The 21816-nt window shown below is 68.1% G+C and carries 21 protein-coding genes; 5 read left to right on the top strand and 16 right to left on the bottom strand.

The features are described from left to right. Positions 1–52: 52 nt before the first annotated feature. The 13 genes from JYP50_RS03440 to JYP50_RS03380 form a co-directional block, all read right to left on the bottom strand. Positions 53–1507: a M48 family metalloprotease gene (locus JYP50_RS03440; protein ID WP_206559072.1), complete on the bottom strand. Its 1455-nt coding sequence runs from the start codon at positions 1505–1507 to the stop codon at positions 53–55. A 10-nt stretch (positions 1508–1517) separates the two neighbouring features. Beyond that, complete coding sequence (locus tag JYP50_RS03435) at positions 1518–2180, bottom strand: hypothetical protein (RefSeq protein WP_431311286.1); 663 nt, start codon at positions 2178–2180, stop codon at positions 1518–1520. Next, positions 2177–2836, bottom strand: a complete 660-nt coding sequence (locus JYP50_RS03430) for a hypothetical protein (RefSeq protein ID WP_206559071.1) — start codon at positions 2834–2836, stop codon at positions 2177–2179. The genes JYP50_RS03435 and JYP50_RS03430 overlap by 4 nt, the downstream gene beginning before the upstream one ends. Then, positions 2820–3818, bottom strand: a complete 999-nt coding sequence (locus tag JYP50_RS03425) for a VWA domain-containing protein (protein WP_206559070.1) — start codon at positions 3816–3818, stop codon at positions 2820–2822. The genes JYP50_RS03430 and JYP50_RS03425 overlap by 17 nt, the downstream gene beginning before the upstream one ends. Positions 3819–3833: 15 nt before the next feature. Further along, a complete protein-coding gene (locus JYP50_RS03420) occupies positions 3834–4925 on the bottom strand; it encodes a vWA domain-containing protein (protein ID WP_206559069.1) in 1092 nt (363 codons plus the stop codon). A 271-nt stretch (positions 4926–5196) separates the two neighbouring features. After that, entirely contained in the window at positions 5197–6492 is a 1296-nt protein-coding gene (locus JYP50_RS03415; protein WP_206559068.1) for a hypothetical protein, read from the bottom strand. Position 6493: 1 nt separating this feature from the next. Further along, positions 6494–7291, bottom strand: coding sequence for a MotA/TolQ/ExbB proton channel family protein (locus tag JYP50_RS03410; protein WP_206559067.1), 798 nt, complete (start codon positions 7289–7291; stop codon positions 6494–6496). Between the two features lie 8 nt (positions 7292–7299). After that, positions 7300–7518, bottom strand: a complete 219-nt coding sequence (locus JYP50_RS03405) for a hypothetical protein (RefSeq protein ID WP_206559066.1) — start codon at positions 7516–7518, stop codon at positions 7300–7302. A gap of 4 nt (positions 7519–7522) precedes the next feature. Next, a complete protein-coding gene (locus JYP50_RS03400; protein ID WP_206559065.1) occupies positions 7523–9589 on the bottom strand; it encodes a PEGA domain-containing protein in 2067 nt (688 codons plus the stop codon). After that, positions 9589–11106, bottom strand: a complete 1518-nt coding sequence (locus JYP50_RS03395; protein WP_206559064.1) for a hypothetical protein — start codon at positions 11104–11106, stop codon at positions 9589–9591. Before JYP50_RS03395 ends, JYP50_RS03400 begins: the two co-directional genes overlap by 1 nt. Before the next feature lie 44 nt (positions 11107–11150). Then, positions 11151–12368, bottom strand: coding sequence for a hypothetical protein (locus tag JYP50_RS03390; protein ID WP_206559063.1), 1218 nt, complete (start codon positions 12366–12368; stop codon positions 11151–11153). Continuing rightward, entirely contained in the window at positions 12365–13558 is a 1194-nt protein-coding gene (locus tag JYP50_RS03385) for a hypothetical protein (RefSeq protein WP_206559062.1), read from the bottom strand. Before JYP50_RS03385 ends, JYP50_RS03390 begins: the two co-directional genes overlap by 4 nt. Continuing rightward, on the bottom strand, positions 13539–14894 hold the full coding sequence (locus JYP50_RS03380) for a hypothetical protein (RefSeq protein WP_206559061.1): 1356 nt from the start codon (positions 14892–14894) through the stop codon (positions 13539–13541). Before JYP50_RS03380 ends, JYP50_RS03385 begins: the two co-directional genes overlap by 20 nt. 137 nt (positions 14895–15031) lie before the next feature. Between JYP50_RS03380 and JYP50_RS03375 the strand changes: the two genes are divergently transcribed. Continuing rightward, complete coding sequence (locus JYP50_RS03375) at positions 15032–15817, top strand: thioesterase family protein (protein WP_206559060.1); 786 nt, start codon at positions 15032–15034, stop codon at positions 15815–15817. A 35-nt stretch (positions 15818–15852) separates the two neighbouring features. Here JYP50_RS03375 and ggt read toward each other — a convergent pair whose 3' ends face one another. Then, the gene (ggt, locus tag JYP50_RS03370) at positions 15853–17601 is read right to left on the bottom strand and encodes a gamma-glutamyltransferase (RefSeq protein WP_347136714.1); all 1749 of its coding nucleotides are present in this window, start codon (positions 17599–17601) and stop codon (positions 15853–15855) included. A 94-nt stretch (positions 17602–17695) separates the two neighbouring features. On the opposite strand from ggt, the gene JYP50_RS03365 reads away from it, so the two are divergent. Both JYP50_RS03365 and JYP50_RS03360 read left to right on the top strand, forming a co-directional pair. Beyond that, a complete protein-coding gene (locus JYP50_RS03365) occupies positions 17696–17995 on the top strand; it encodes a hypothetical protein (protein WP_206559058.1) in 300 nt (99 codons plus the stop codon). 35 nt (positions 17996–18030) lie between these two features. Further along, positions 18031–18582: a DUF4136 domain-containing protein gene (locus tag JYP50_RS03360; RefSeq protein ID WP_206559057.1), complete on the top strand. Its 552-nt coding sequence runs from the start codon at positions 18031–18033 to the stop codon at positions 18580–18582. Here JYP50_RS03360 and JYP50_RS22070 read toward each other — a convergent pair. Beyond that, positions 18579–19223 carry a GNAT family N-acetyltransferase gene (locus JYP50_RS22070; protein ID WP_206559056.1) on the bottom strand — a complete coding sequence of 215 codons (645 nt, stop codon included), beginning with the start codon at positions 19221–19223 and terminating at the stop codon, positions 18579–18581. The genes JYP50_RS03360 and JYP50_RS22070 overlap by 4 nt on opposite strands. Before the next feature lie 48 nt (positions 19224–19271). On the opposite strand from JYP50_RS22070, the gene pdxH reads away from it, so the two are divergent. Both pdxH and JYP50_RS03345 read left to right on the top strand, forming a co-directional pair. Then, positions 19272–19910, top strand: coding sequence for a pyridoxamine 5'-phosphate oxidase (gene pdxH, locus JYP50_RS03350; RefSeq protein ID WP_206559055.1), 639 nt, complete (start codon positions 19272–19274; stop codon positions 19908–19910). A 37-nt stretch (positions 19911–19947) separates the two neighbouring features. Continuing rightward, the gene (locus JYP50_RS03345; protein ID WP_206559054.1) at positions 19948–20406 is read left to right on the top strand and encodes a lipocalin-like domain-containing protein; all 459 of its coding nucleotides are present in this window, start codon (positions 19948–19950) and stop codon (positions 20404–20406) included. Positions 20407–20415: 9 nt separating this feature from the next. Here JYP50_RS03345 and JYP50_RS03340 read toward each other — a convergent pair whose 3' ends face one another. Continuing rightward, entirely contained in the window at positions 20416–21708 is a 1293-nt protein-coding gene (locus JYP50_RS03340) for a CinA family nicotinamide mononucleotide deamidase-related protein (protein ID WP_206559053.1), read from the bottom strand. Positions 21709–21816: the final 108 nt, after the last annotated feature.

Here is a 21816-nt window from a genome sequence, read left to right as displayed (position 1 = left end):
ATTGGCGGGTCGCCAGGCTCCCGTATCGCCCCTTGCAACACGGGAGAAGCGACTAGCGCGGCGCCGGTTGAATGACTTTGATCCAGTCCCCGGTGCGCGGCTCGCCGCGGGGGTATTGGCCGTTCAGCAGCCGCAGTTGGGTCTCGGCGTCGGGGATGCGGATGCTGCTGGCCAGGCTGGCGTAGGTGGCCCCCCGGGGCGCCTGGATATAGCGCACGTACATCGGCGTGCCGCTCTGGCGCTCCCGGTCCAGCAGCGGCCGGAAACTCTCGATGATCTCCAGCAGGGTCTTGTCGCTGGCCGCGAAGTCGCTGGCGGCCCCCTCGAACAGGTAGTTCAGGCCGTTGTAGTCGATTACCGCCAGGCGCTTGGACACGCCGCCCTCGGACGCCACCGCTGAATAGCCGGTAAGGCCGGCCTGCTCCAGTTCCCGGCCGTCGCCGAGATCGCCCCTGGCCCGCTCGCGCAGCTCCTGCTCCGCGTTTTTTGTCGGGTCCCGGCGGGCGATGGTCAGGGTCAGGCTGGCGTCGCCGTCGGGGGCGTTGGCGACGATGGCCGAGGAGCCGGTGTTGACCGTCCAGCCCGGCGGGTGGGCGAAGGTGAAGGCCAGCTTGTTGTGGTAGTACCGGTCGTCGTCCTTCTGGCCCTGGATCGAGGGGCCGAATACCAGCCCGTCCATGCGTTGCTTGAACTCCCCGGGCATGACCGGGTCCGGGGCGCGGTCGTCGTAGCCCAGCTCGTTGGCCTTGCGCACCACAGTTTGCAGGCGCTGGTCGTTGCGCGGGTGGGTGGCGTAGAGGCCGTGGTAGGTGCCGCTGGGTTTACCGCTGGAACGCGCGCGCACCCGCTGGTACTGCTCCTGGTCCTTGAGCACGCCGATCACGTCCAGCAGTTCCTCGGCGTCGTAGCCGGCCTTGTGCATGTACTCGGCGCCCAGGCCGTCGGCCTCCAGCTCGTGCTCCCGGCCGAAGCCGCTGAGCAGCTCCTGGCCGTACATGGAGGAGGCGTCCGCCAGGTCGCCGCTGCCAGTGAGAATGTAGGCGGTGGTGGCGAGGACCTGGTTGGTAATGCGGCCGGACTTTTGCCGGCCGTGGTGATTGGCGGTGACGTGGGCGATCTCGTGTGACAGCACCCCGGCCAGTTCCGCCTCGCTGTCGAGGTAGGCCAGCAGGCCCCGGTTGACGTAGATATAGCCCCCGGGGGTGGCGAAGGCGTTGATGTCGGGGCTGTCGATCACGGTGAAGATAAAGGTGTCGTCGGGCGCGTCGCTGTGGGCTACCAGAAGCTGGCCGATGCGCTCCACGTAGGCCTGCAGCTCGGGGTCGTCGTAGGCGGCCCCCTGTTCCATCATCTTGGCGTACAGCTCGTCGCTTTCGTCGTCGATGACGATCTCGCGGCCGCCGGCGGTCACCACCGGGCCGGACCCGCCGGAGGACGAGCTGCTGGCGCAGCCGGCCAGGGCCAGGGAGGCGGCGAGCAGCAGGGCGGCGGATGGGAACCGGGACATGGGCGTTTTCCTAGTACTCACTGGAGAGAAATTGCAGCAACTGGTCGCCCACGCTGTCGCAGGCGGTGCCCTGTACCGGGGCGATGATGGGGATGGGTACCACCACCGCGGGCATGTAGGACTGGCCGCTGGCGGACGTGCTGATACGCCCCACTTCCGCGCGATTGGTGAAGTCCCAAATCGTGGCCTCGTAGTTGGAATCGTTGCCCCAGGTGCCGAAGCCGAAGCAGCCCGCGCCGCCGGGGCCGATGCCGCAGGTCATTGAGCCGGCGGAGTCGGTGCGCACGGTGCTGCCGTCGATCCAGATCATGTACTGGGTACGCAGGGTGGCGAGCTTTGCCGCCACTGGAGGCTGCTGCAGCAGTTTTTCCAGGTCCTGGGGATAGAGGGGCGCGGTGCGCGGCTCGAACCAGGGGTAGAGGGCGTTGAGGAACTCCAGCTCGCCGATGACTTCGATACCCTGGTCGCGGTTGGCGATGTGCTTGCCCACGCAGTCGATAAAGTCCGGTTCGGTCTCGTAGTCGCTGGCGTGGCGCCGGCCTAGAATGACCACGCTGGCGTCGCCGATGCCCTCGGTGGGCTCATTGAACACCATTTCGTCCACGGTGGCAGTGACGCAGCCGGTGAGTGCCGCGCAGGCCGCCAGGGCGAGCAACAGGGCGGGGGCCTTCACGAGCGGTTCTCCGCCACCTGGTCGCGGCGCCGGGCGAGCCAGTCCTTGACCTGGGGCACGCGGGTGAAGTTGGTGGCAAAGTTGGCCCCTGCGTCGCGCAGGGCCACCACCGCGGCGAGGTTGACCGCGGCCTCGTCGCTCTGCAGGAAGGCGGTGGGGGTCTTGCCGTAGGCGGTCATGGTCCACTCCGCCAGGGGCTTGCCGCTGGCGCTGACCAGCTCGAAGCGGTAGCGCATCCAGATCTCGTAGACCTTGACGTTGGTGTGGGCCGGAATGGCGTACTGCAGCTCCTCGATGTGGGGAATCAGTACCGCGTCCACCGCCTGGTTCATCTGCCCCGGCTGGGGCTTGGCCCGCATGGAGACCACGTTCTGAAACATACCCGGTAGCAGGGTATTCCACATGTGTAGCTGGGCGTCGCCGGTGCGCACGATCCAGCCCGATTCGGCGCGGCCCTTGGCCTCGTCGAAAAACTCGTGGCCGCTGAACTCCTCGTCGTACCACACCCCCAGGGTCAGCGGCAGTTTCTGCATCAGCGGCGCCGGAAACTGGCCCTTGACCGCCACCTCGCTGGGCCCGCAGCCGGCCAACAGCAAGGCCGCCGCCAGCAGGGCCAGCAGGGCGGGGGTGGCCAGCGCCCTAGGGCCTGAAGTCATTGAGCCCGACAAAGGTGCCTCCGTTGCGGTAGGTCAGTTCTCGCATAAGTGTAGCAAAGCGGATGCCGGTGGTTTGCAAGTGTGGCGGCCGGATGAACTGCACCGGGAAGCCCACCGCGTGAATGCGCACCCGGCGGTTGCCCTCGGCGTCCTCGCGGTTGATGCGATCCACCGTGTCAACCACCTGGGCGATGGACTGGCCGGTGAACTCGTCGCCGAACACGTAGATGCTGATCTTCTTCGAGGGGTCGTAGAAGGTGCGAATGGCCTGGGTAATGCCCTCCACGGGACTGGAGTTGCTGAACACGTTCCAGTTGCGCAAGTTTTGCATGATCACCCGCCGGCGCCCGGGGGTGTCCGGAATCCACTGGCCGCGGTAGCGGCTGAACATGTAGTTGCCCATGTCGTTGAGGATCTGGATGCCCTTCACTTCCGGGTAGATGCTCAGCGTCGCCTCCAGCTCCCGCAGCATGCGCTCCCAGCTGTAGGAAAACATGGAGCCGGAGGTGTCGATGATGAAGATGATGTACTCGCTGTCCACCGGAATGCCGCCGATCAGGTTGTTCTTGCTCTGGTGCTGGCGGCCCAGCAGGCGCTCCATTTCGGCGGTGAGGGACTGGCGCGCGTCCGCCAGCTGGCCGGCGACCACGTCGTTGGTGTTGTCCTGCACCTGGATGCTGTCGTAGCGCGCCTTCGCGCTGGCCAGCTGGCCGCGGAGAATGGCGATCCTGTCCTCGTACGCCGACAGCTGCTCGTGCTTGGCGTTGAGGTCGCGGTTGAGGATCTTGGTTTCGCCGCGGATCTCGAACAGCTGCTCCTGCAGGTCGGCGAGCACGCCCTCGAGGTTGACCGTGGAGGCCTCGATAATTTGCGGTTGCACGGTCTTGGTGATCATCAACAGCAGGATCACCGCGCCGAAACCGCAGCAGATCACGTCCAGGAAGGACAGGGAGAACTCTTCCGGTGCGCGCCGTTTGGCCATCTCAGCTACCCCCGCTCACGGCCAGTCGCTCGACGGGCTGAGGAAGGAGCCGCCGGTGGCCTGGGCCAGCTGCCAGAAGGCGGAGGCGGCCATCGGGTCCCCCTCCATGGGCGCCAGGATGATGTTTACCGGCACGTTGCGCGGCAGCTGCTTGATCGCCCGGGCGTAGAGTTCCTGGCGCTCGCGGCCGGACACCTTGCTGCCCCGGGGCGGCTTGGCGCCCTGGGTGGGCAGGCCGTCGGTGATCAGGAAGATATTATCGGGGGCGGGCGACAGCGCCTTCAAGGCCTCGAAGGCGTTCTCCAGGCTGGTGCCGCCGGCGGGGGTGATGCCGCGCAGGGACTCGGAGACCTGCTCGAGTTGCGGCTGGTTGGCGACTTCGAGCCACTTGCCGCCGGTATCGGGCAGCGCGGTGCGGGCCTCGGTGTTGAAGGTGATCACCTGGTAGCGGCTGTCCACCGGCAGTTGCGCGGTGAGCCAGTCCACGGTGTTGAGGGTGCGGCTCCACTTGTCCGCGCGGCGCTGGACGTCGGGGGCCATGTTGCGCAGGCGAATGACGTTGACCAGGCGGTCGGCCAGCATGCTGGCGGAGACATCCACCAGCAGCGCGATGTGCTTGCCGCCCAGGTTGAGGCCGGTCAGGTACTGGCGGTTGCCCTCGCCGAGGAAACTGCGGGCGCTGCGGCCGCTGTTGTCGCGAGAGGATTCGCGCAGCTTTTTGACCTCGTCTTCCAGGGCCTGGATTTCGGCCTTGAGCTGCTCGATATCCGCGCGCTCGGTAAAGCCCTCCGCGCGCAGGCCGGCGATCAGCGCCTCGTACTCCTCGATGTCCTCGGAGATCCGGCTGGCGCGGCCCTGGGCCTCCACCATTTGCAGGTCGATCTGGGACAGGGTATTGCGCAGGCGCACCAGACCCTCCTCGCCCTCGGCGACATCTTCCTCCATTAGATTGACCTCGGAGAGCAGGTCCTGGTTCAGTTCTTTCGACTGCACCTCGATGGAGTGGTCGATGATCAAAAACACCAGCACCACCGCGCCGAAGCCGCAGGACATGATATCCAGGAAGCTCAGGCTGAAGGTCGTGAATCCGCGCTTCTTCCTGGCCATCGCGCTTGTGCTCCTTCAAGGTGATATTGTCGTATTCAGCGCTAAGCAGGCCGTTCTCTGCAAGGCGCAGTGGCGCCGGCATGGTGGTGCCATGTCAAGCCGCTGCAACGCGGCAGAGGGCGGCCTGCTTAGCGCCCTCTGGGTCAGCCCCACGGCAGCCCATTGCTTCGTTGTTTCCTCTCGACATAGACCCGCTATGCCTTCGAGAAAACGCCTCACACTGGACTGCCGTGGGGCTGACTGAACATGACAATATCACCTTGAAGGAGCACTAGTCGCCGACCTCGATCACCACCCCGGCCAGTGCCCCGGCCACGGCCAGGGTGTCGCCGCAGTGGATATGGCGGCCCTCGGTGTAGGGTTGGCCGTTGACCGTGGCCGGTTGCGAATCCGGGCCGCGCAGCAGCCAGGCCCCGTCGGCGCGGTACAGCTCCCAGCCGGCGCCGAGATCGGTGCCCGTCGCCCGCAGGGTGCGCGCCCGGAAGCCCTGCAACAGGTGTGTGGGTACGGGCCCGGCGGGTGCCACCGGGGGCTCGGTGGAGACTGCGGAGCGGGCTGGTGGTTTTTCCGGCTCCACTGCCGGCGGCGCGGCTTCGCTGTGGTCCCCGCTCAGCGGCAGGGCATTGACGAGTACCAGCGGCGCGTCGCGGCGTATTACCTGTGCCTCAAAGGCGGGGAGGGTGTGGCGCAGGTGCTCGCCTTCAAGAATGTGCAATCCGCTAAGTGACGTTTCGGCACCCGGGAGCAACGCGGTCAGCGGATCCGCCAGCAGGTGAACCGGCTCATGGCCCACGGCGTCGGCGACTGACTTGAACAGGCGCTCGCCGGCTTCCGCCAGCGCCGCGGCCGCGAGCCGCGCGCTGTAGCCGGCGACCTCCAGCCGCGCCTCCCCCTCACGCCGCAACTCGGCCAAAGCCGCGGGCAGGGCGTCGTACAGGCTCTGCTCGCTGGCGGCCTGGCGGCGGGGGTCGAAGCGGGTCTGGCGGATGAAGGCGGCGGCGATGATCTCCACCAGGCGCTCTTGCAGTTGCAGCAGGCCGCAGCCCGCCAGGGGTTGCACCCGGCCCAGGCGGCGCTCGCCGGCGGTGTCCTCCAGGCGGGTCAACAGCGCCTGGTGCAGCTGGAATTCCAGGTGGTACAGCGGTCGGCCCCTGGCCGCGGGCTGGGCCAGCGCCACACTGCGGTTGGCCAGCCCCACGGCGCGGAAGGGGCACTGCTCGATGATACCCAGCAGCAGCGCCAACTGCTCCCGTTCCATGCTGCCCGGCACCGCCAACACGACTTCCTCCGGTTCACCCGCTTCCCGGTGCAGGGCCAGCAGGTGGGCGTGCACCAGGTCGGCGCTGTGGCGGGCGGGGCCCAGGGCCGGCTGCAGGGGTCGGGTGCCCAGCTGTGCCCAATAGCGGGTGGCCACGTCCCGGGGGCGCAGCCGCGCCGCGGCCCGGGCTGCCGTGCCGAAGCGGTACTCGCCGTCCTCCCACAGGGCGTAGCCCGGGCTTTGCACGTGGTGCTCCCCGTGCCACAGCTGCAGGTTGCAATCGTTGATGTCGAGCAGGGCGATGGCCATATCAGTGCGCCACCAGGTGCCGCAGCAGCTGTCGGTCGGCGTAGCGCTGGGTGTCCAATACCAGGCGTTCCTGCGACAGCTGCAACTGGTGCAGGCAGAACATGATCACGATGGACAGCACCAGCGCCACGAAGGTGCTGTTGAAGGCCACCCCCAGGCTGACGGTGACGCCGGAGATATCCCCCTCCACCGCCTTGTAGGCCTGGCCGAGGGCGTCGCCGATACCGCGCACGGTGCCGATAAAGCCGATGGAGGGAATGGCCCAGGCGATGTAGCGCACCATGGACAACTCCGAGTCGAGGCGGTCCGACTCCACCTCGCACTGTTCCTTGATGGTGTCCGACACTGCCTGGATGCTACCGGTGGTGGCGAAGCGTTGCAGCGCGGTCAGCAGGGTGCGCGGCAGCAGGAAGTCCTGCTCCCGGTCGGGCAGCGCCTCCAGCGCCCGGCTGTACTCCCGGGCATCCTCGGGCAGCAGGCTGGTGCCCTCCGGCACGTCCAGCAGGGCGCGGTCGAGTAGGCGCTGCTCCCGCAGGGTTTGCCGGCCCTTGTAGGTCATGATCGCCAGCGCCCAGAACAGCAGGATGAAACAGGCTTCCTGTTCAAAGTCGCGGATCACCACCGCGAAGCTGCGTTCGGGCACGAAATCCTCGCCGGCCTGCTGCAGGGCCATTTCCTGGCGCAACTGGGCATCGGCGGCGGGGCGGATGGCGCCCACGTAGACCGCGTGCACCACGATGATGGCGATCAGCAGCGCGAACAGCTGGAAAATGAACTCGGATGACATCCTGGTTTTCATGCACAGTCCTATATATCGACCGGGAAGGATACGGACAAGTCCTCGGAAATCTGCTCCGAGGCCTCGTAGTCGAAGGGAGAGTCCTCCCGGGTGCGCCGGGGCTCGTCGGTTTCGGCTTCCTCCGCGGCCTGTTCCGCGGCCTGGTTGGGTTCCGCCGGCTCCTGGGCGCGGGCGCCCGCCAGCGCCGCCAGCAGCGACAAAAACAGCAGTGTCCGGCGAATGGTCATGGCCTCACTCCGCGTAGCGCGCAATCCTGAATCCTACGTCATCCCGCGCGGCTTGCCCATAATCGCGGTAGGACAGGCGCAGTTCCGACAGCTTGCTGAGGGACCAGCTGGCGCCGCGCACCACGTAGTTGTCGCCCTGCTGCGCGCCCAGCGGGTCGGTTTCCCGGGCGCCGTTGGCCGCGGGGATGGTGTATACGTCGTTCACCCACTCCGCCACGTTGCCGCCGAGGTCGTGCAGGCCCTTTGTATTGGCCGCGAAGGAGGCCACCGGCGCGCTGACCACGTAACCATCGGTGTAACCGCTGAGAATGCGCCCGGTGACGTAGGCGGAGGTGTTGTCGGCGTAGTTCTCCACCGGCTTGGTCGGCGGGAAGGTATCGCCCCAGGGAAATTTCAGCAGGGTTTCGCCGTCGGCGCGGGCGGCCCAGGCCCACTCCGCCTCGGTGGGCAGGCGGTAGCCGGTGGCGGCCGGGTTGAAGCCGGTGACGATGCCCTCGCGCTGGGTGTAAAAGGGCTCCAGCCCTTCCTTGCGGCTCAGCCAGTTGCAGAACTGCGCCGCCTGCTGCCAACTGACCGCGGCCACCGGCTGGTGTTCGCGATTGAGGCTGTTGCCTTCCAGCTGGCCGGAGTTGTGATTGGGCTGGAACTGACGAAACTGTGCGTTGGTCACCTCGGTGGTTTGCAGGTAGAACATGCGCTTGAGCGCCACCGGCCGCAACACCTCGTTGGCCCGGCGCCCGGACTCGCGGCGCGAGGCGCCCATGGTGAACTCGGCGAGGGGAGACTCAGCGGGAATAAACAGCTTCAGGGTCTGGCCCACGGCGGTGGTGAGTTCCGGACTCAGGCTGGCGAGCTTGGCTTCCTTTTGGGTTTGCAGCGCGATCGCCAGGCGCTGTTCGATACCGCTGCGCGGCGTCACGCGGCGTCGCACTGGCGCGTAACCCTCCAGGCTGACCTCGATACTGTGTTCGAAGGCCGGCAGCGACAGGACCTGGTCGCCCCTGCCCACCACCCGGCCGTTGACCGCCACCTGGGCTTCTTGCGGTGACACACTGAGCCGCAGTTCGCCCAGTTGCGCCTCGAGGCGGATATCGCGCTCGGCGCGCTCGCCGGCGGCGAGGGTCAGCTGTTCGTTGTAGCGCCGGTAGCCGGGACGGGAGATATTGATGCGCTGGGCGCGGTCCGGCGCCAGCTCCAGCACCAGGGGCGTCTGGCCCTGGTAGTCGCCGTCCAGGGTGACGTTGGCGCCGGTCGGCTCGGAGCGCAACGACAGGATGCCGGAGGCGGGTTCGAGGGCGATGGTGCCGAGGTCCTGGGGTTCCCCGGCGGCGACGTCCAGCGTCCGTGACCAGGGGGCGAAGCCGGCCAGCTCCAGGCCCAGTTGCTGTTCGCCGCGCATCACCTCGACCACGGCCGGCGTAGTGGCGACGGCCTCGCCGCCCACGGTGATGGTGGCGCCGGCCGGTTCGCTGGCCAGGCCGATCTCGGCCCAGCCGGGTTGCAAAGTCGCGTCCACCGTCTGGCGCTGCTCGCGACCGGTCACCTCCAGGGGGCGCTCCCAGGGCAGGTGACGCTCCGCCAGCACTTGCAGCTGGTGTGGGCCGGCGGCCAATTCGATATTCTCGAGCGGCGTGAGGCCGAGCTCCTCGCCGTCCACCACCACCCGCGCGCCGGGGGGGGTGCTGGTAAACACCAGCCGGCCCGGCAGCGGTTCCAGCTTCAGCAGCAGCTCCTGGCTGTCCTCGGAGGAGACCGGCAGCGTGGTTTCCAGGGGATAATAGCCCTCGGCGGTCACCGTCAGTGCGTACTGGCCCGGGCGGATCAGGATGCGCTCGCCGAAGGGCAGGTAGGGCCCGCCGATCTCCAGCGAGGCGGGGGACTGCGCTTCCACCGAGATCAATACCGAGCGAGCGGTCAGCAGGAAGGCCATGAGCAGCGCGAACAGCGCGGCGCAGGCCAGCAACACCCAGCGCAGGGGGTGGCGCTCCCTGCCCGGTGGCCGGGCTCCCGGCGTCAGGGGTTCGAACGCGGCGGGGGTGATGGCCGCGTCGGTCGTCTCGGGTGAATTCATCAGATGGGTTCCGTGCAGGCGATGACCACCGGTTCCGGCGTTTGCTCGGGGCTGACCGTGAAGCTGCGGCGCACGTCGCGATAGCCATTGCGCGTGCCGACGGCGGTGTAGGTGCCCGGGCGCAGGTCCAGCTCGCGTTCGGCGAACTGGCCCAGCCGCGCCACTTTGTATACGGTGACCGATGTCTGCTGGTCGGAGCGCAGGGTCACCGTAATCGGCTTGTTGGCCTGTGTCAGCAAGCGGTCGATACGCTCGATCTGTTCGCGCAATACCGGCCCCGCCGGGCTCGCCTCCCTGGCTTGCGCCAGCAACTTGCCGGTGGCGCTGGCGACCGTGGGGTCCGCCAGGCGTTCGGGTTTGTCGATGACGGCTTCCAGCTGCTCCTGTAGCTTCGCTCGGGGGCGGGCCCGCGCCAGCCCCTCCTGGGCAAACACCACGCTGGCGTCGATTTCCAGCGCGCTTTCGTAGCGCGCCGCCGCCGCTTGCCAGTCCTCCTCCGCTTCCAGTGCGGCGCCCCTGCGCTTCAGCGTCGCCAGCCGGTGGGCGGTTTCGGTGGCCTGCAGTTCCCGCAACGCGCTGTCCGCCTCGCCGGCGCCGGGGCGCAGCTCGCGGGCCTGTTGAAAGGCGCGACGCGCGTCATTGAAGCGCGCCTCGTCCAGCGCCGCGTAGCCCTCGCTCATGGCGCGATTGAAACGTTCCTCGGTATGCAGCGCGCCCACCCGCGCCAGTTCCGCCGCCGCGCCCTGGTGTTGTGGGGCGAGCCCGGTGGCCTGCTCCAGTGCCGCCACCGCCGCGGCGAGGTCGCCGCCCGCCTCGGCGGCGGCCGCGGTTTTCATGGCGTTCATCACTGCCGGCAGTTTGTCGAGCCGCTCGCGCAGGGCCGCCACCTCCGGGCTGTCCGGCGCCAGTAGCGCGGCGACATTCAGGTTGGTGTTCGCCAGTTCGGGATCGGCGGCTTCTATGGCCTCGCGGACCCGCTCGAGTCGGGCCGCCAGCCGCTCGGGGACGCTGTCCTCAATGGCCCGCAACTGCGCCAGTCCCGCCTGGTAGCGCTCCCGCGCGGGCACATAGTCGCGCTGCTTGTACAGCTCATCGCCCGCGGTGGCGGCGGCGGTGGCATTGGCGAAATCCTGGGGGGCCCACTGTTCGACACCGCGCTCCTGGAGCTGTCGCTGGAGTTCCAGTAGTTCCCCCAGTACATCCTGGGCCTCCTTGCGCAGTTGCGCCTGCTGGGCGTCGGCCCAGGGGGTGGCGTCCGGCCCCGCGGGCCCCTCCCGTGGGCGTCCGGTGGGCGCATCCGGGCCGGTCGCGTCCTGTGCGATTGGCGGGGCCGTCGGGTCCGGATCGGGCTGGGGCAGTAAAAACAGCACCGCTGCCGCCAGTAACAGCAGGCCCAGCAGGGCCGGCAGCACCCAACTTGGGCGTTCACCGCCGCCAGTTGTGGGGGCGGGGCGCGCCTGTTGCGCTTGTGCCGGTTCGAAGGGGGTGGGGGTAAGGTGGTCGTTCTCTCGGGACATGCAGTCGCGGTGGCCTTGGGGTCTGGATCTCTACAATGCCGGGTTCAGTCTTCGCTGTCGATGGCGGATGTCGCGACCGGGCCGGGCAGGCTGCTGAGTTCGCCGATCTCGGCGCGGTAGATATCCGCCAGGATCTCGCGCCACTGGGCGTACTGGTCCTCCACATTGCCGCTGAGCATCACCGTGCGGTCCTCCAGCTCGATGACGTGGGGCGTGATTTCGGCCTCCAGCGACATTCCCAGCTCCTCGAGGGCCTCGACGTGGATTTGCGCCTCGTTGCGTTTTTCCAGCCCGCTCTTGAGCAGGTAGCCGCCGCCGATAATGGCGACGTTGCCCGCCGCCCGGGTGGAGCCGTCGCTGCCGCCCGCCGCGGCAATGCCGGCCAGTACCGCGACGCCACCGGCGATCAGGCGGCGCATGCTTTCGTCCTTCAGCTCCTGCATGGCGATGGCTTCCTCGTAGCTCAGCTTGCGCCACTCCTGGTAGGGTGCCTGCATCTGGCCGGAAAAGCCGCCGTAGTACTCCTGCATGGTGTCGACGAACATATGGTCGCGCTCGCGAATGCTGCGAATGCGCTCCAGCATGGGGTCGTTGTGCGCCGGCAGGCGTTCCACCTGGTAGCGGCCCTTGGTGGTCTCGCTGAGGTAGTCGCCAAAGGCGTCGGGGGAAAATTCGCGGGCAAAACGCAGTTCGGTGATAACGCGGATGTGCTCGCGCTCGATGTTCTCGAGATCCTGCAGCTGGTCCATCAGGTCGTTGGCGATCTGGTGGTACACGGCCTGGAAGGGGTCGTAGTCGAGGCGCGTGCCGCTGTCGTAGGCGTAGCGGCTGGCGTGCCCGGTATACTCCCTGTCCAGCCAGAGGTTGTTGCGGGAATCTTGCGCGGTGATGTGCAGCTGCAGCTCCTCGCCGTCGGAGTGCAGTATCTTGCCCTCCACCCGCAGGTCGGTGATCTGGGCGGCGCTGGGCACCACGCGCACCGCGCCCCAGGCGCCACTGTTCTGCATCGCCTCGGACAACAGGCGCGGCATGAAGCGGGCCTCCGCCTTGCGCACTTCCGGGTAGACCTGCTCGTCCTCCTCGTAGGCCTCCAGCCCGGGGTCGAATATGGCGATGCCCACGTCCAGCAGCAGGGCTTCGGGCACTGGTTCGGCCGGGGTTGCCAAGGGCGGCACCGAGGTGCTCTTGACGGTCTGGCTGACGCAGCCCGACAGCGCCGCCGCCAGTAGGGCGAGGCCGAGGCAGCGCAGCGCGACACTCATGGGCTGATCCCCTTGTATTTGCGGTATTCGTCCCACAGCTTCTCGCGAATCTCGGGGTCGGGCTCGCGCATGGCCGCCTCCCGCAGCTGCCGCGCCACCACATCGTCGTCGTCGCCACTGGGTATATCGGCGGGCGGCGGGTATTTCGCGGTGTTCTGCGGCACGCCGCCGCCCCGCGAGGCGCCGCCCATGCCGCCGCCGGTGCTGTAGCCTCCGGCGTCCGCAACGCCGCCGTCGTAGGGGCTGCCGCCGCCACCGCCGGCGCTCTGTTCGGGCTGGCTCGGCACCGGTGCCGGGTTGTCCCGCCGGGCCTGGCGCTGGGCGGCCTGCTCTTCGAGGATCATGGCGTCGAACTCTCCCGTGCCCCGCTCGAGACGGCCGTCGAGGATGGCCACCTGTTCGGCCGGGGTCAGCGGGCCCTGGGCGCCGCCATTGCCACCGGGTACGCCGGGTGCCGTGCCGCCGCTGCCGGCCGGACTACCGCCATCGCCAGCGGGGCTGCCGGGCTGGCCTCCGGGGGTACCGCCTCCGGGGATACCGCCTCCGGGGGTACCTGCCCCGGATTGGCCGGCTTCGGCCATCACCTGGCCCTGCCCGGGCTGGCCGCCCTCGCGGGTCGGTTCGTCGCGCAGGTCCGGCAGTGCCTGGCCGCCGCTGGTTCCGGTGCCGAAGCCCGGTTCCGCCGCGCCCTCGCCGTTTTCGCCCGGGCCCTCGCCGCTGCCGCTGCTCGCGGTGGACTCCTCACCTGCCCCCCCGGGCTCGCCGGGCATGCCGTTGGGGAACTCGGTGCCGCCCGCCGTGCTGCCCTGCTGCCCCGACGGCGAGCCGGAACTGGACGGGGAGCGTGCTCCCCGCGATCCGTCGCGGCTGGCGGTGCTCCCGGCCGGTGAACTACTGCCGCCTGGAGAGGATGCCCCGGACGGGGGCATGCCGCTGGATGATTGGGAGCCGCTCGAACTCGACGACGACGATGAGCTGGACGAGCTCGACGATGAACTGGGCGAGCTCGAGGGCGAGCCGCTGGAGGAGCTGGGGCTGGAGGAGCCGGGGCTCGGCATGGACGGCGGTTGCGGCATGCTCGGGTTGCTGGCGCTGGGGCAGCCGCTCAGCACCAGACAGGCACAACTCACCGCCACCGCCGCGCCGGCGACACGGAGTACATTTCGCTTGCTACCAAGTATTGCTGTCATAAGCCCAAATTACATTGTCGGTATCCACGGGCTGGCCACTTTCGAAACGGGGCCTGAACTGGGTCTTGCGCAGCTGCCGCATCAACCGGTTAACCTTGGCGTCATTGTCCCCGTTATCGTCCACGCGATCCAGGTCGACCAGGCGTCCGCTGGCGGTAATATCAAATTCCAGCACCGCGTTGGCCCGTTCGCGCGGCACCACGGGGGGCAGCCGCTCCACGCCTTGCAGCGCGGGCAGGGCCACCGGGGCGCCCAACAGCCGCCGCTCCACTACTTGGGCATCTTCGAGGGCCGCAAGTTCCTCGATCGCCAGGTGGTAATTGGCGAGGGCCTCGTCGTCCTCGCCGTGCCACAGCATCCAGTCGCCCATGCGGATATGGCTGCGGGCCACCGCCGCTGGCTCGGGGGCGGTGGCCGCCAGCTCGATGTCGTGAATGGCGCGGATGACCGCCAGGCCTTTTTTGTAGCTTTGCGCGCGATAGGCGTTGAAGCGGCTCTGGCCCTGGCGCTCGGCGAAGTCGTATTCGGAACCGAAGCCGGAACTGGATTCGCTCTGGTAATCGGAGATCAGGTACTGGGCCCGCAACATGCCGTACAGGGGGGGCAGCAGTTTGGGCGAGGTCTCTCCCTCGCGCTCGATAATGTCGTTCAGCGCCAGCCGGTACAGGTCCCACATGTTCATCAGGCGGTTGAAGCCGTGTTCGCCGAGCCGCAGCTCGTAGGCCTGTTGCTGCCAGCTGGCTTGCTGGATCAGGGCGTTGGCTCGCCGCGGGCCGCTCGACAGGGTGCGCAGTTGCACCCGGTACAGGTAGACCTGGCGCTCGTCGGCGGCGGCGAAATTGCCGAGGGCGATGTGGCTGCGAATCTCGGACTGCAACAGGGGAACCTGCTCGCCGCCATAGAGGCCGCCGTTGATGCGTGACAGGTGCACGCCGCGCTTGAATACGTCGATGGCCTCCACGTGCCGGCCCGCCTGTTGCAGGGCGCCGCCGAGGCTGAGCAAGTGCTCGGCGATGCGGGGGCTGTAGGCGCCCTCGTTGTGCTCCAGCTCGAGTATTACATCCCGGTAGGACTGGATATCCAGGCGGTCCTGTTCGCGGGTCAGTTGCTGCAGGGACGAGGGACCGGAGTCGCTGTCGGCGCGGGGAGCGGCGGGCAATTCGATCGGCGGGCCCGCCATGGGTTGAATAGGCCGCAGGCTTTCGCCGGGCGCGGCGGGCGGTGGCGCTTCCTCCGCCGGTGCGGGAATGCAGTGGGCCAGTAGCGCCGCCAGCAACAGGCGAGGCAGTCTGGCTCCGGTTGGGCCGGAGCAAATGCAGTTCGGGCAGCAATTCACAGGCGCGCTCCCATCGTCGAGCCTTACCCAAGTATATACACTCTGTCGGAACTCACACAAAGTACGCGGTGAAAGGCGACTTGGACCTGCGGTATCATGCGCGACTTTTGTCAATTGAAGCACTGGGGGATGGTGCGATGGGGCAGTTTGAGCGCGAAACAGCGGTGGAAAAGGTCGGCGCCAATCGCTGGCGTGGTGAGTTGTGCCGGGGTTGGCGCATTGGGGCAGTGCCCAACGGCGGCTACGTGCTGGCGGTGGTCGGGCGCGCCCTGGCCGAGGCCCTGCCGCATCCGGATCCGCTGACCGTGAACGCGTTCTACCTGGCGCCCACCGCGCTGGGACCGGTCGATTGCGACGTGGAGTTGTTGCGCGAGGGCGGCAATACCAGCCAGGCCAGCGCCCGCCTGTATCAGGAGGGCGAACTCAAGGTGCTGGTCACCGCGGCCTACACCGATTTGGACCGCCTCGAAGGGCCCAGCTGGAGCGCGCAGCCGCGGCCGGAATACCCCGCCTGGGAAGACTGCCACGGCGGCAACAGCAAGCTGGAGTTCGCCCAGAGGGTGGCGGTGCGCCTGTGCCATGGCGCCGGAGTCTTTGCCGGCGGGCAACCCAGTGGCGGCGGCGAGTTCCGCGGCTGGGTGGCCCACGGCGACGGCGCCGACCCCGATCCGCTCAGTCTGCTGATGTTCGCCGATGCCTTCCCGCCCCCGGCGTTCGATGTGGTCGGCCTGGTGGGCTGGGTTCCCACCGTGGAACTGACCGTGCAGGTGCGCGCCAAACCGGCGCCGGGACCGCTGCAGGCGCGGCTGTTTTCCCGCCACCTCAGCCGCGGGGTGGTGGAAGAGGACGGTGAGTACTGGGACAGCCAGGGCACCCTGGTGGCGATTTCCCGCCAGACCGCCAAGGTGCGCCTGCCGCGCTAGCCTCACGGGCCGGCGCGCGCCAGAGTGCCGGTCTCTCAGTATCCCGCCACATGCCCGCCGGGACGACGGGTGTCGGTGGCCCCGTACAGGTGACCGTTTTCCAGCATGATGGACTGGGTCCGGCCCAGGGTGCGGTCGCCGATTTCCACGCTGTGTCCCATGCCCCGCAGCAGGCGAATGGTGTCGGGGCTGACGCCCTGTTCCACCCGCAGCACGTCGGGTAGCCACTGGTGGTGCACCCGCGCGCCGGCGGCCGCCGCGGCGATGTTCATATCGAACACCATGGCGTTGAGCAGGGTCTGCAGCACGGTGGTGATGATCACGCTGCCGCCGGGGCTGCCGGTGGCGAGCCAGGGCTTGCCCTCGCGCAGCACCATGGTCGGGCTCATCGAGGACAGGGGGCGCTTGCCGCCCTCGATGCGATTGCGTTCGCCCTCCACCAGGCCGTAGGCGTTGGCGGTGCCCGGCGCGGCGGCGAAATCCGCCATTTCGTTGTTCAGCAGCATGCCGGTGCCGGGCACCGCGATGTGCGAGCCGAAGCTGAAATTCAGGGTGTAGGTGTTGCTGACCACATTGCCGGCGTCGTCCACCACCGTGAAGTGGGTGGTGTCACGGCTCTCCGGGGCGAGCTGTGTCCCCGGCGCGATGTCCGCCGAGGGCGTGGCCCGGTCGGCGGCGATGCCCTCGCGCTGGCGCGCCGCGTAGGCCTTGCTGGTCAGCTGGGTTAGCGGCACATCCACGAAGTCGGTGTCGCCGAGGTAGCGGCTGCGGTCGGCGTAGGCCCGCTTCATGGCTTCCGCGAGGTAGTGCAGGTAGGTCGCGCTGTTGTGGCCCGCCTCGCGCAGCGGCAGGCCCTCCAGGATATTCAGCATCTGGATAATGTGGACACCGCCGGAAGAAGGCGGCGGAGTGGACACCACCTCGAAGTCGTGAAAGCTGCCGCGCACCGGTTCGCGCTCCACGGCGCGGTAGCCGGCGAGGTCGGCCAGGGTGATCAGGCCGTTGCCCGCCTCCATTTCGGCGACGATGCGCCGCGCCACTTCCCCCCGGTAGAAGCCGTCGAGGCCGTTCTCGGCGATTTGTTTCAGGGTCCAGGCGAGGTCCGGTTGCCGCCAGTGTTCGCCGATGGCGTAGGCGCTGCCGTCGGGCTTGAAAAACAGGCGCCGGGCCTCGGCGTTGAGACGCAGCCGCTCCGCGCGCGCGTCGATTTCGAAATTGAGGGCGAAGGACACTTCCAGGCCCTGTTCGGCCAGCGCGATGGCCGGCGCCAGTACCTCCTCCAGGCTCATGGTGCCGTACTTTTCCAGCGCCATGATCAGGCCCGCCACGGTGCCGGGCACGCCGGCGGACTGGTGGCTGAAATACATGCGCATGCGGTCCACCTCGCCGTCGCCGTCGAGGTAGAGTTCGCGACCGGCGGCGGCCGGGGCGGTCTCGCGGTAGTCGATCAGGGTCTGGCGTTGCTGGTCGGCCAGGTGGATCAGCATAAAGCCGCCGCCGCCGAGGTTGCCCGCCCGCGGGTAGCTCACCGCCAGGGCGAAGCCCGTGGCCACCGCGGCGTCCACCGCGTTGCCGCCGCGCTGGAGGACGGTCTTGCCGATCTCCGCCGCGAGTTTCTCGGGCCCGGCGACCATGCCGTGTTCGGCGACCACGGGCAGGAAGCGGCTGCGGTAGTCGATGATCGGCAGCTGCGCATCGGCGGCCGGTTGCGCCCATGCGGTGCCCGCGAACAGCGCGGTCCAGCAGGTGGTGACTATCAGTATCGCGTGCAGCAGGCGGGTCACGGCATTCTCCCTGTAAAAATTCAGCGCCGACTTTAACTGTTTTGCCCGCCAGAGCATACTGGCGACTGTTCACCGAGGCCGCGGAGGGAGCAGCGTGGTAGTGTTGATTGCGGAACTGGAGCGGCGCTGGCGGCGAATGTTCCGGCAACTGGCGGAGGGCCTGGACGTGCCGCCTTCCCAGCGCCTGCGCGCCGAGGGCCTGATGGAGGCGGTGGCCGCACTCGATCCGGGCAGCGAGGCGCGCCTGCAGGAGGCCATGGATGTGGCCTATCGCGCGGTGAACGGCCGCGACATTGCCGCGGACTTTGGCGACGACTGGCGGCAGTTCTACCCTTTCCCGCAGATCCCCGCGATGGCGCGGCGGGCGCCGGTGTATCCGAGCACCGCCGAGTGATTATAATGCCGCCTGGCATAAATGAGGGACAGTTCATGTGGAGCTACCTGCGCCGCGGCGCGCTGCTGCTGGTCACGTTGCTGGCCGGCTGCGCCGCCGGCCCCATCGAGCCGCGGGTCGACTACAACCAGGCATTCGATTTTACCCGGGTGCAAAAAGTGGCCCTGTTGCCCTTCGAGCAAACCCGCCCCGCCGACATCGCGCTCACCGACGACCAGGCCAAACTGGTGACGCTGTCCCTGGCCAAGGAGCTGGTGAACCGGGGCTACCAGGTAGTGCAGTCGCGCGGCGCCGCGGATGTCTGGCTCACCTGGCACCTGGTCACCCGCGACAACGCCGATCTCAAGGGCTACAACGAGGTCAGTCTCTACAGCTGTTGGCGCTGCGGGCCCGGGGTCAATTCCATGGGCATGCCCACCTTCACCGAGGGCACCTTTATCGTCGATTTCGTGGACCCGGTGAGCAACCAGTCGGTGTGGCGCGCGGCGGTCGACACCCACTTGAAACCGCGCGAGAAGACGGCGCTTGACCAGGACCGCCGGGAAGCGGCGGCGCGCCAGGTACTGGCCCGGTTTCCCCCCCGCTAGACGCTTTCCGGCCTCGCCTCGCGCCACATAAACCATACCCGCGGGCCGCCATCCGGCAGGCGACCCTCGCCGCGGGTGTTGAAGCCGTGGCGCTGGTACAGGGGCAGGTTGCGCGGATTGGAGCACTCCAGGTAGGCGGGCAGGCCCTGGGCGTCGCAGGCGCGGAGGCCGGTTTTCAGTAGTTGCGCGCCCACGCCCCGGCCCTGGTCGCCCAGCCGGCAGCCGATGAACTGCAGGTGGAAGTGCGGCGCCGCCGGGCGGTGGCCGGAGAACAGCGCTGCCTGCCGGCGCAGGCGCAGCAGGGTCGCCGGGCCCATGCGCCACAGGCTGTGCGCGAACAGCGACAGCATGGGCCAGCCCAGGGGAAGTTCGAAGGGGGTGTCCGGCGGCAGCCACAGCGCCGCCCCGCGACCGCTGGTTTCAAAGTGCACCATGCCGTGGGGCAGGCTGCTGCCGTCGAGGATCAGGCGAAACAGCGCGGGGTAAACGCGGGTGTCCGGGAAGATCCAGTTCATCACCGGGTCGTAGCGAAAGGCGCTGCTCAGGGTGGCGACCAGGGTATCCAGGTCGCCGGCGGCGGCCGGGGCGATGGTCGGGGCGTGGAATTCGCTGTCGTGATGCACCACCGCTTTACCATTCACCGGGTCGGCCCTACCATTATTGTTGCTTCAAGGTTAACAGGAGAACCCGTGCGATACGAGGATTTCAGGCGCGAGTACCTCGCCGATGGTCTCACCCGGGACATGCTCGACGACTGCCCGATACGCCAGTTCGAGTGCTGGCTGCAGCAGGCGGTGAAGAGTGAACTCGAGGACCCCACCGCAATGGTGCTGGCCACCGTGGACGCCGAGGGCCGGCCCTGGCAGCGCATTGTGCTGATGAAAGGGGTGTCCACCGAGGGCTTTGTGTTCTATACCAATTTCGGCAGTAACAAGGCCCGGGAGATTGCGGGAGAGTCTCGCGTGTCACTGCTCTTTCCCTGGAACGAGCTGAACCGGCAGGTGATCGTGGGCGGCAGCGCCCGGCAGATGGGCAGGGCGGAGTCCGCGCGCTATTTCCTGACCCGCCCCCGCGAGAGCCAGCTGGCGGCCTGGGCCTCGCAGCAGAGCCGCCCGGTGTCGAAGCGGGCGATACTGGAGGCCCAGGTACAGTCGATGCGCGAGAAGTTCGGCCGCGGCGAGATTCCGGTGCCGGATTTCTGGGGCGGTTACCGGGTGCGTCCCGAACGGGTCGAGTTCTGGCAGGGAGGCGCCCACCGCCTGCACGATCGTTTCCGTTACACGCGCCAGCGCGACGACAGCTGGCAGATCGAACAGTTACAACCCTAGTCTTCCTTGAAGGAACACTAAATTCAGGAACACAGTTATGATCAAATCGAGCGACCTGACCGGCGCCTGGCAATTGGAGTCATGGAGCATCGGCTATTCGGACCGCGACGAGCTCAGTACCCCTTTTGGCGAGGATCCCCAGGGTCTGCTGCTGTACACCGCCGACGGCTGGATGAGTGCCTCGATCTGTCGCGCCGACAGGGACCGGTTTCCGGCCGGGCAGAGTCCGCGCACCATCGACGACGGCCAGAAAGCAGCCGCCTACAGCAGCTATTTCCACTACGCGGGCCGCTATCGGGTGGTGGACGGGGACGTGATTCACTATGTGAGCCAGAGCCTCAACCCCAACTTTCCCGGCAGCGAGCAGTTGCGGCACGCGGAGCTGGACGGCCACACCCTGGTGCTCAGCGGCAAGGACGAGATGGCCGGTGTGACCCGCTACCACTCCCTGGTGTGGCACCGGGTGTCCAACGGTGAGGCCGGCGACGGCGCCTAGCGCGCGACGCTATTTCGCGTTCGCGCGGCGCTGTGCAAAGTAGCGCGGCTGGCTGTCGATGCCCAGCAGGCGGCGGCGGATCATGTCCAGTCCGGCGGCGGCCAGCATGGTCTGGAACAGGTTGCGCTCCACCGGCCAGCACAGTTCCAGGGCTTGCAGGTTTTCCCGGGAACCCCAGGCCAGCCACACGGTGCCCACGGGCTTGTCGGCGCTGCCGCCATCGGGGCCGGCGATGCCGCTGACGGCGATGGCGTAGTCGGCGGAGGCCCGCTCCAGGGCGCCGAGGGCCATCTGCCGCACCACCGGCTCGCTGACCGCGCCGTGGCTGGTCAGGTCCGCCTCGCTGACCCCGAGCACCGAGGCCTTGATGTCGTTGGCGTAGGTGACGAAGCCGGCGTGGAAGCCGTCGGAGGAGCCGGGGACGCGGGTGAGCAGGCTGGCGATCAGGCCGCCGGTGCAGGACTCCGCGGTGGTCAGGGTCTCCCCGCGCCGCCGCAGCAGTTCCAGCACTGTCCCCGCCAGGGTGGCGTCGCCCTCGCCGATGATGTGGTCGCCAAACAGGTCTTCGAGTTGCGCGCGACAGGCGTCCCGGGCCGCCAGGTCCCGCGCGCGATTGACGGTGAGCTTGATCTCCAGCTGTGGCGCCCCGGCGCGAAAGCCCAACTCAACCCCCGCCGGCCAGTCGGGGCAGTGGTCGGCGATCAGTTGTTGCGCCGTGGATTCGCCGATGCCAAAGGTCTGCAGGCGCAGCACGCTGCGCTCACTGGGGCGGCCCAGGCGCGCAGCCAGGTCGTCGACGATGGTGTCCAGCATCCTGGCGAGCTCGCCCGGCACCCCCGGGGTGCACAGGATGCGACAGCGCCCCACGGTCATCTCGAAGCCCACCGCGCTGCCGATGGGGTTGTCCAGCAGCGTTGCGCCGGCCGGCAGCAGGGCCTGCTTGCGATTGGCGGCGTTGAGTTGCAGCTTGCGGCGGCCGCACCACTGTTCCAGGTGGGCGATGGCGCCCGCGTGTTCCTCGATGGCCACCCCGGCCACCGCCGCCAGGACCTCGGCGGTGAGGTCGTCCACCGTTGGCCCCAGGCCGCCGTTGACGATCACCAGGTCGGCGCACTCGGCCATCGCCGCCAGTTCACTGATCAGCGCTTTGCGCTCGTCACCCAAAGCGACCTTGCGCTCGACGGCGATACCGAGTTCCCCGAGCCGGCGCGCGATCAGCGCCGAATTGGAATCCACGGTGTCGCCGCTCATGATTTCGTTGCCGGTGAGCAGCAGCTGCACCGCGAGTGACTGGTCTGCCATGACAGTCTCTACCGATTGTTTGGGGGGCGGACAGGATAACCCACAATGCGGCGCCGGGGGCAAAGTGATACTGTCATCGGCACTGCAACAGGCCCTTGCCGGGAGCGA

Origin of the sequence: Parahaliea mediterranea (assembly GCF_017255185.1) — a bacterium.
Classification (GTDB): Bacteria; Pseudomonadota; Gammaproteobacteria; order Pseudomonadales; family Halieaceae; genus JAFKCZ01.
The sequence above is the reverse complement of the archived record's forward strand: the minus strand, read 5'-3'. Positions and strand labels throughout refer to the sequence as shown.

Bases quoted from the DNA above. Each gene is read 5' to 3' on its own strand.
- JYP50_RS03440 (WP_206559072.1), bottom strand. From the start codon at position 1,507: ATGTCCCGGTTCCCATCCGCCGCCCTGCTGCTCGCCGCCTCCCTGGCC.
- JYP50_RS03430 (WP_206559071.1), bottom strand. From the start codon at position 2,836: ATGACTTCAGGCCCTAGGGCGCTGGCCACCCCCGCCCTGCTGGCCCTG.
- JYP50_RS03425 (WP_206559070.1), bottom strand. From the start codon at position 3,818: ATGGCCAAACGGCGCGCACCGGAAGAGTTCTCCCTGTCCTTCCTGGAC.
- JYP50_RS03420 (WP_206559069.1), bottom strand. From the start codon at position 4,925: ATGGCCAGGAAGAAGCGCGGATTCACGACCTTCAGCCTGAGCTTCCTG.
- JYP50_RS03415 (WP_206559068.1), bottom strand. From the start codon at position 6,492: ATGGCCATCGCCCTGCTCGACATCAACGATTGCAACCTGCAGCTGTGG.
- JYP50_RS03410 (WP_206559067.1), bottom strand. From the start codon at position 7,291: ATGAAAACCAGGATGTCATCCGAGTTCATTTTCCAGCTGTTCGCGCTG.
- JYP50_RS03405 (WP_206559066.1), bottom strand. From the start codon at position 7,518: ATGACCATTCGCCGGACACTGCTGTTTTTGTCGCTGCTGGCGGCGCTG.
- JYP50_RS03400 (WP_206559065.1), bottom strand. From the start codon at position 9,589: ATGAATTCACCCGAGACGACCGACGCGGCCATCACCCCCGCCGCGTTC.
- JYP50_RS03395 (WP_206559064.1), bottom strand. From the start codon at position 11,106: ATGTCCCGAGAGAACGACCACCTTACCCCCACCCCCTTCGAACCGGCA.
- JYP50_RS03390 (WP_206559063.1), bottom strand. From the start codon at position 12,368: ATGAGTGTCGCGCTGCGCTGCCTCGGCCTCGCCCTACTGGCGGCGGCG.
- JYP50_RS03385 (WP_206559062.1), bottom strand. From the start codon at position 13,558: ATGACAGCAATACTTGGTAGCAAGCGAAATGTACTCCGTGTCGCCGGC.
- JYP50_RS03375 (WP_206559060.1), top strand. From the start codon at position 15,032: ATGGGGCAGTTTGAGCGCGAAACAGCGGTGGAAAAGGTCGGCGCCAAT.
- JYP50_RS03360 (WP_206559057.1), top strand. From the start codon at position 18,031: ATGTGGAGCTACCTGCGCCGCGGCGCGCTGCTGCTGGTCACGTTGCTG.
- JYP50_RS03345 (WP_206559054.1), top strand. From the start codon at position 19,948: ATGATCAAATCGAGCGACCTGACCGGCGCCTGGCAATTGGAGTCATGG.
- JYP50_RS03340 (WP_206559053.1), bottom strand. From the start codon at position 21,708: ATGGCAGACCAGTCACTCGCGGTGCAGCTGCTGCTCACCGGCAACGAA.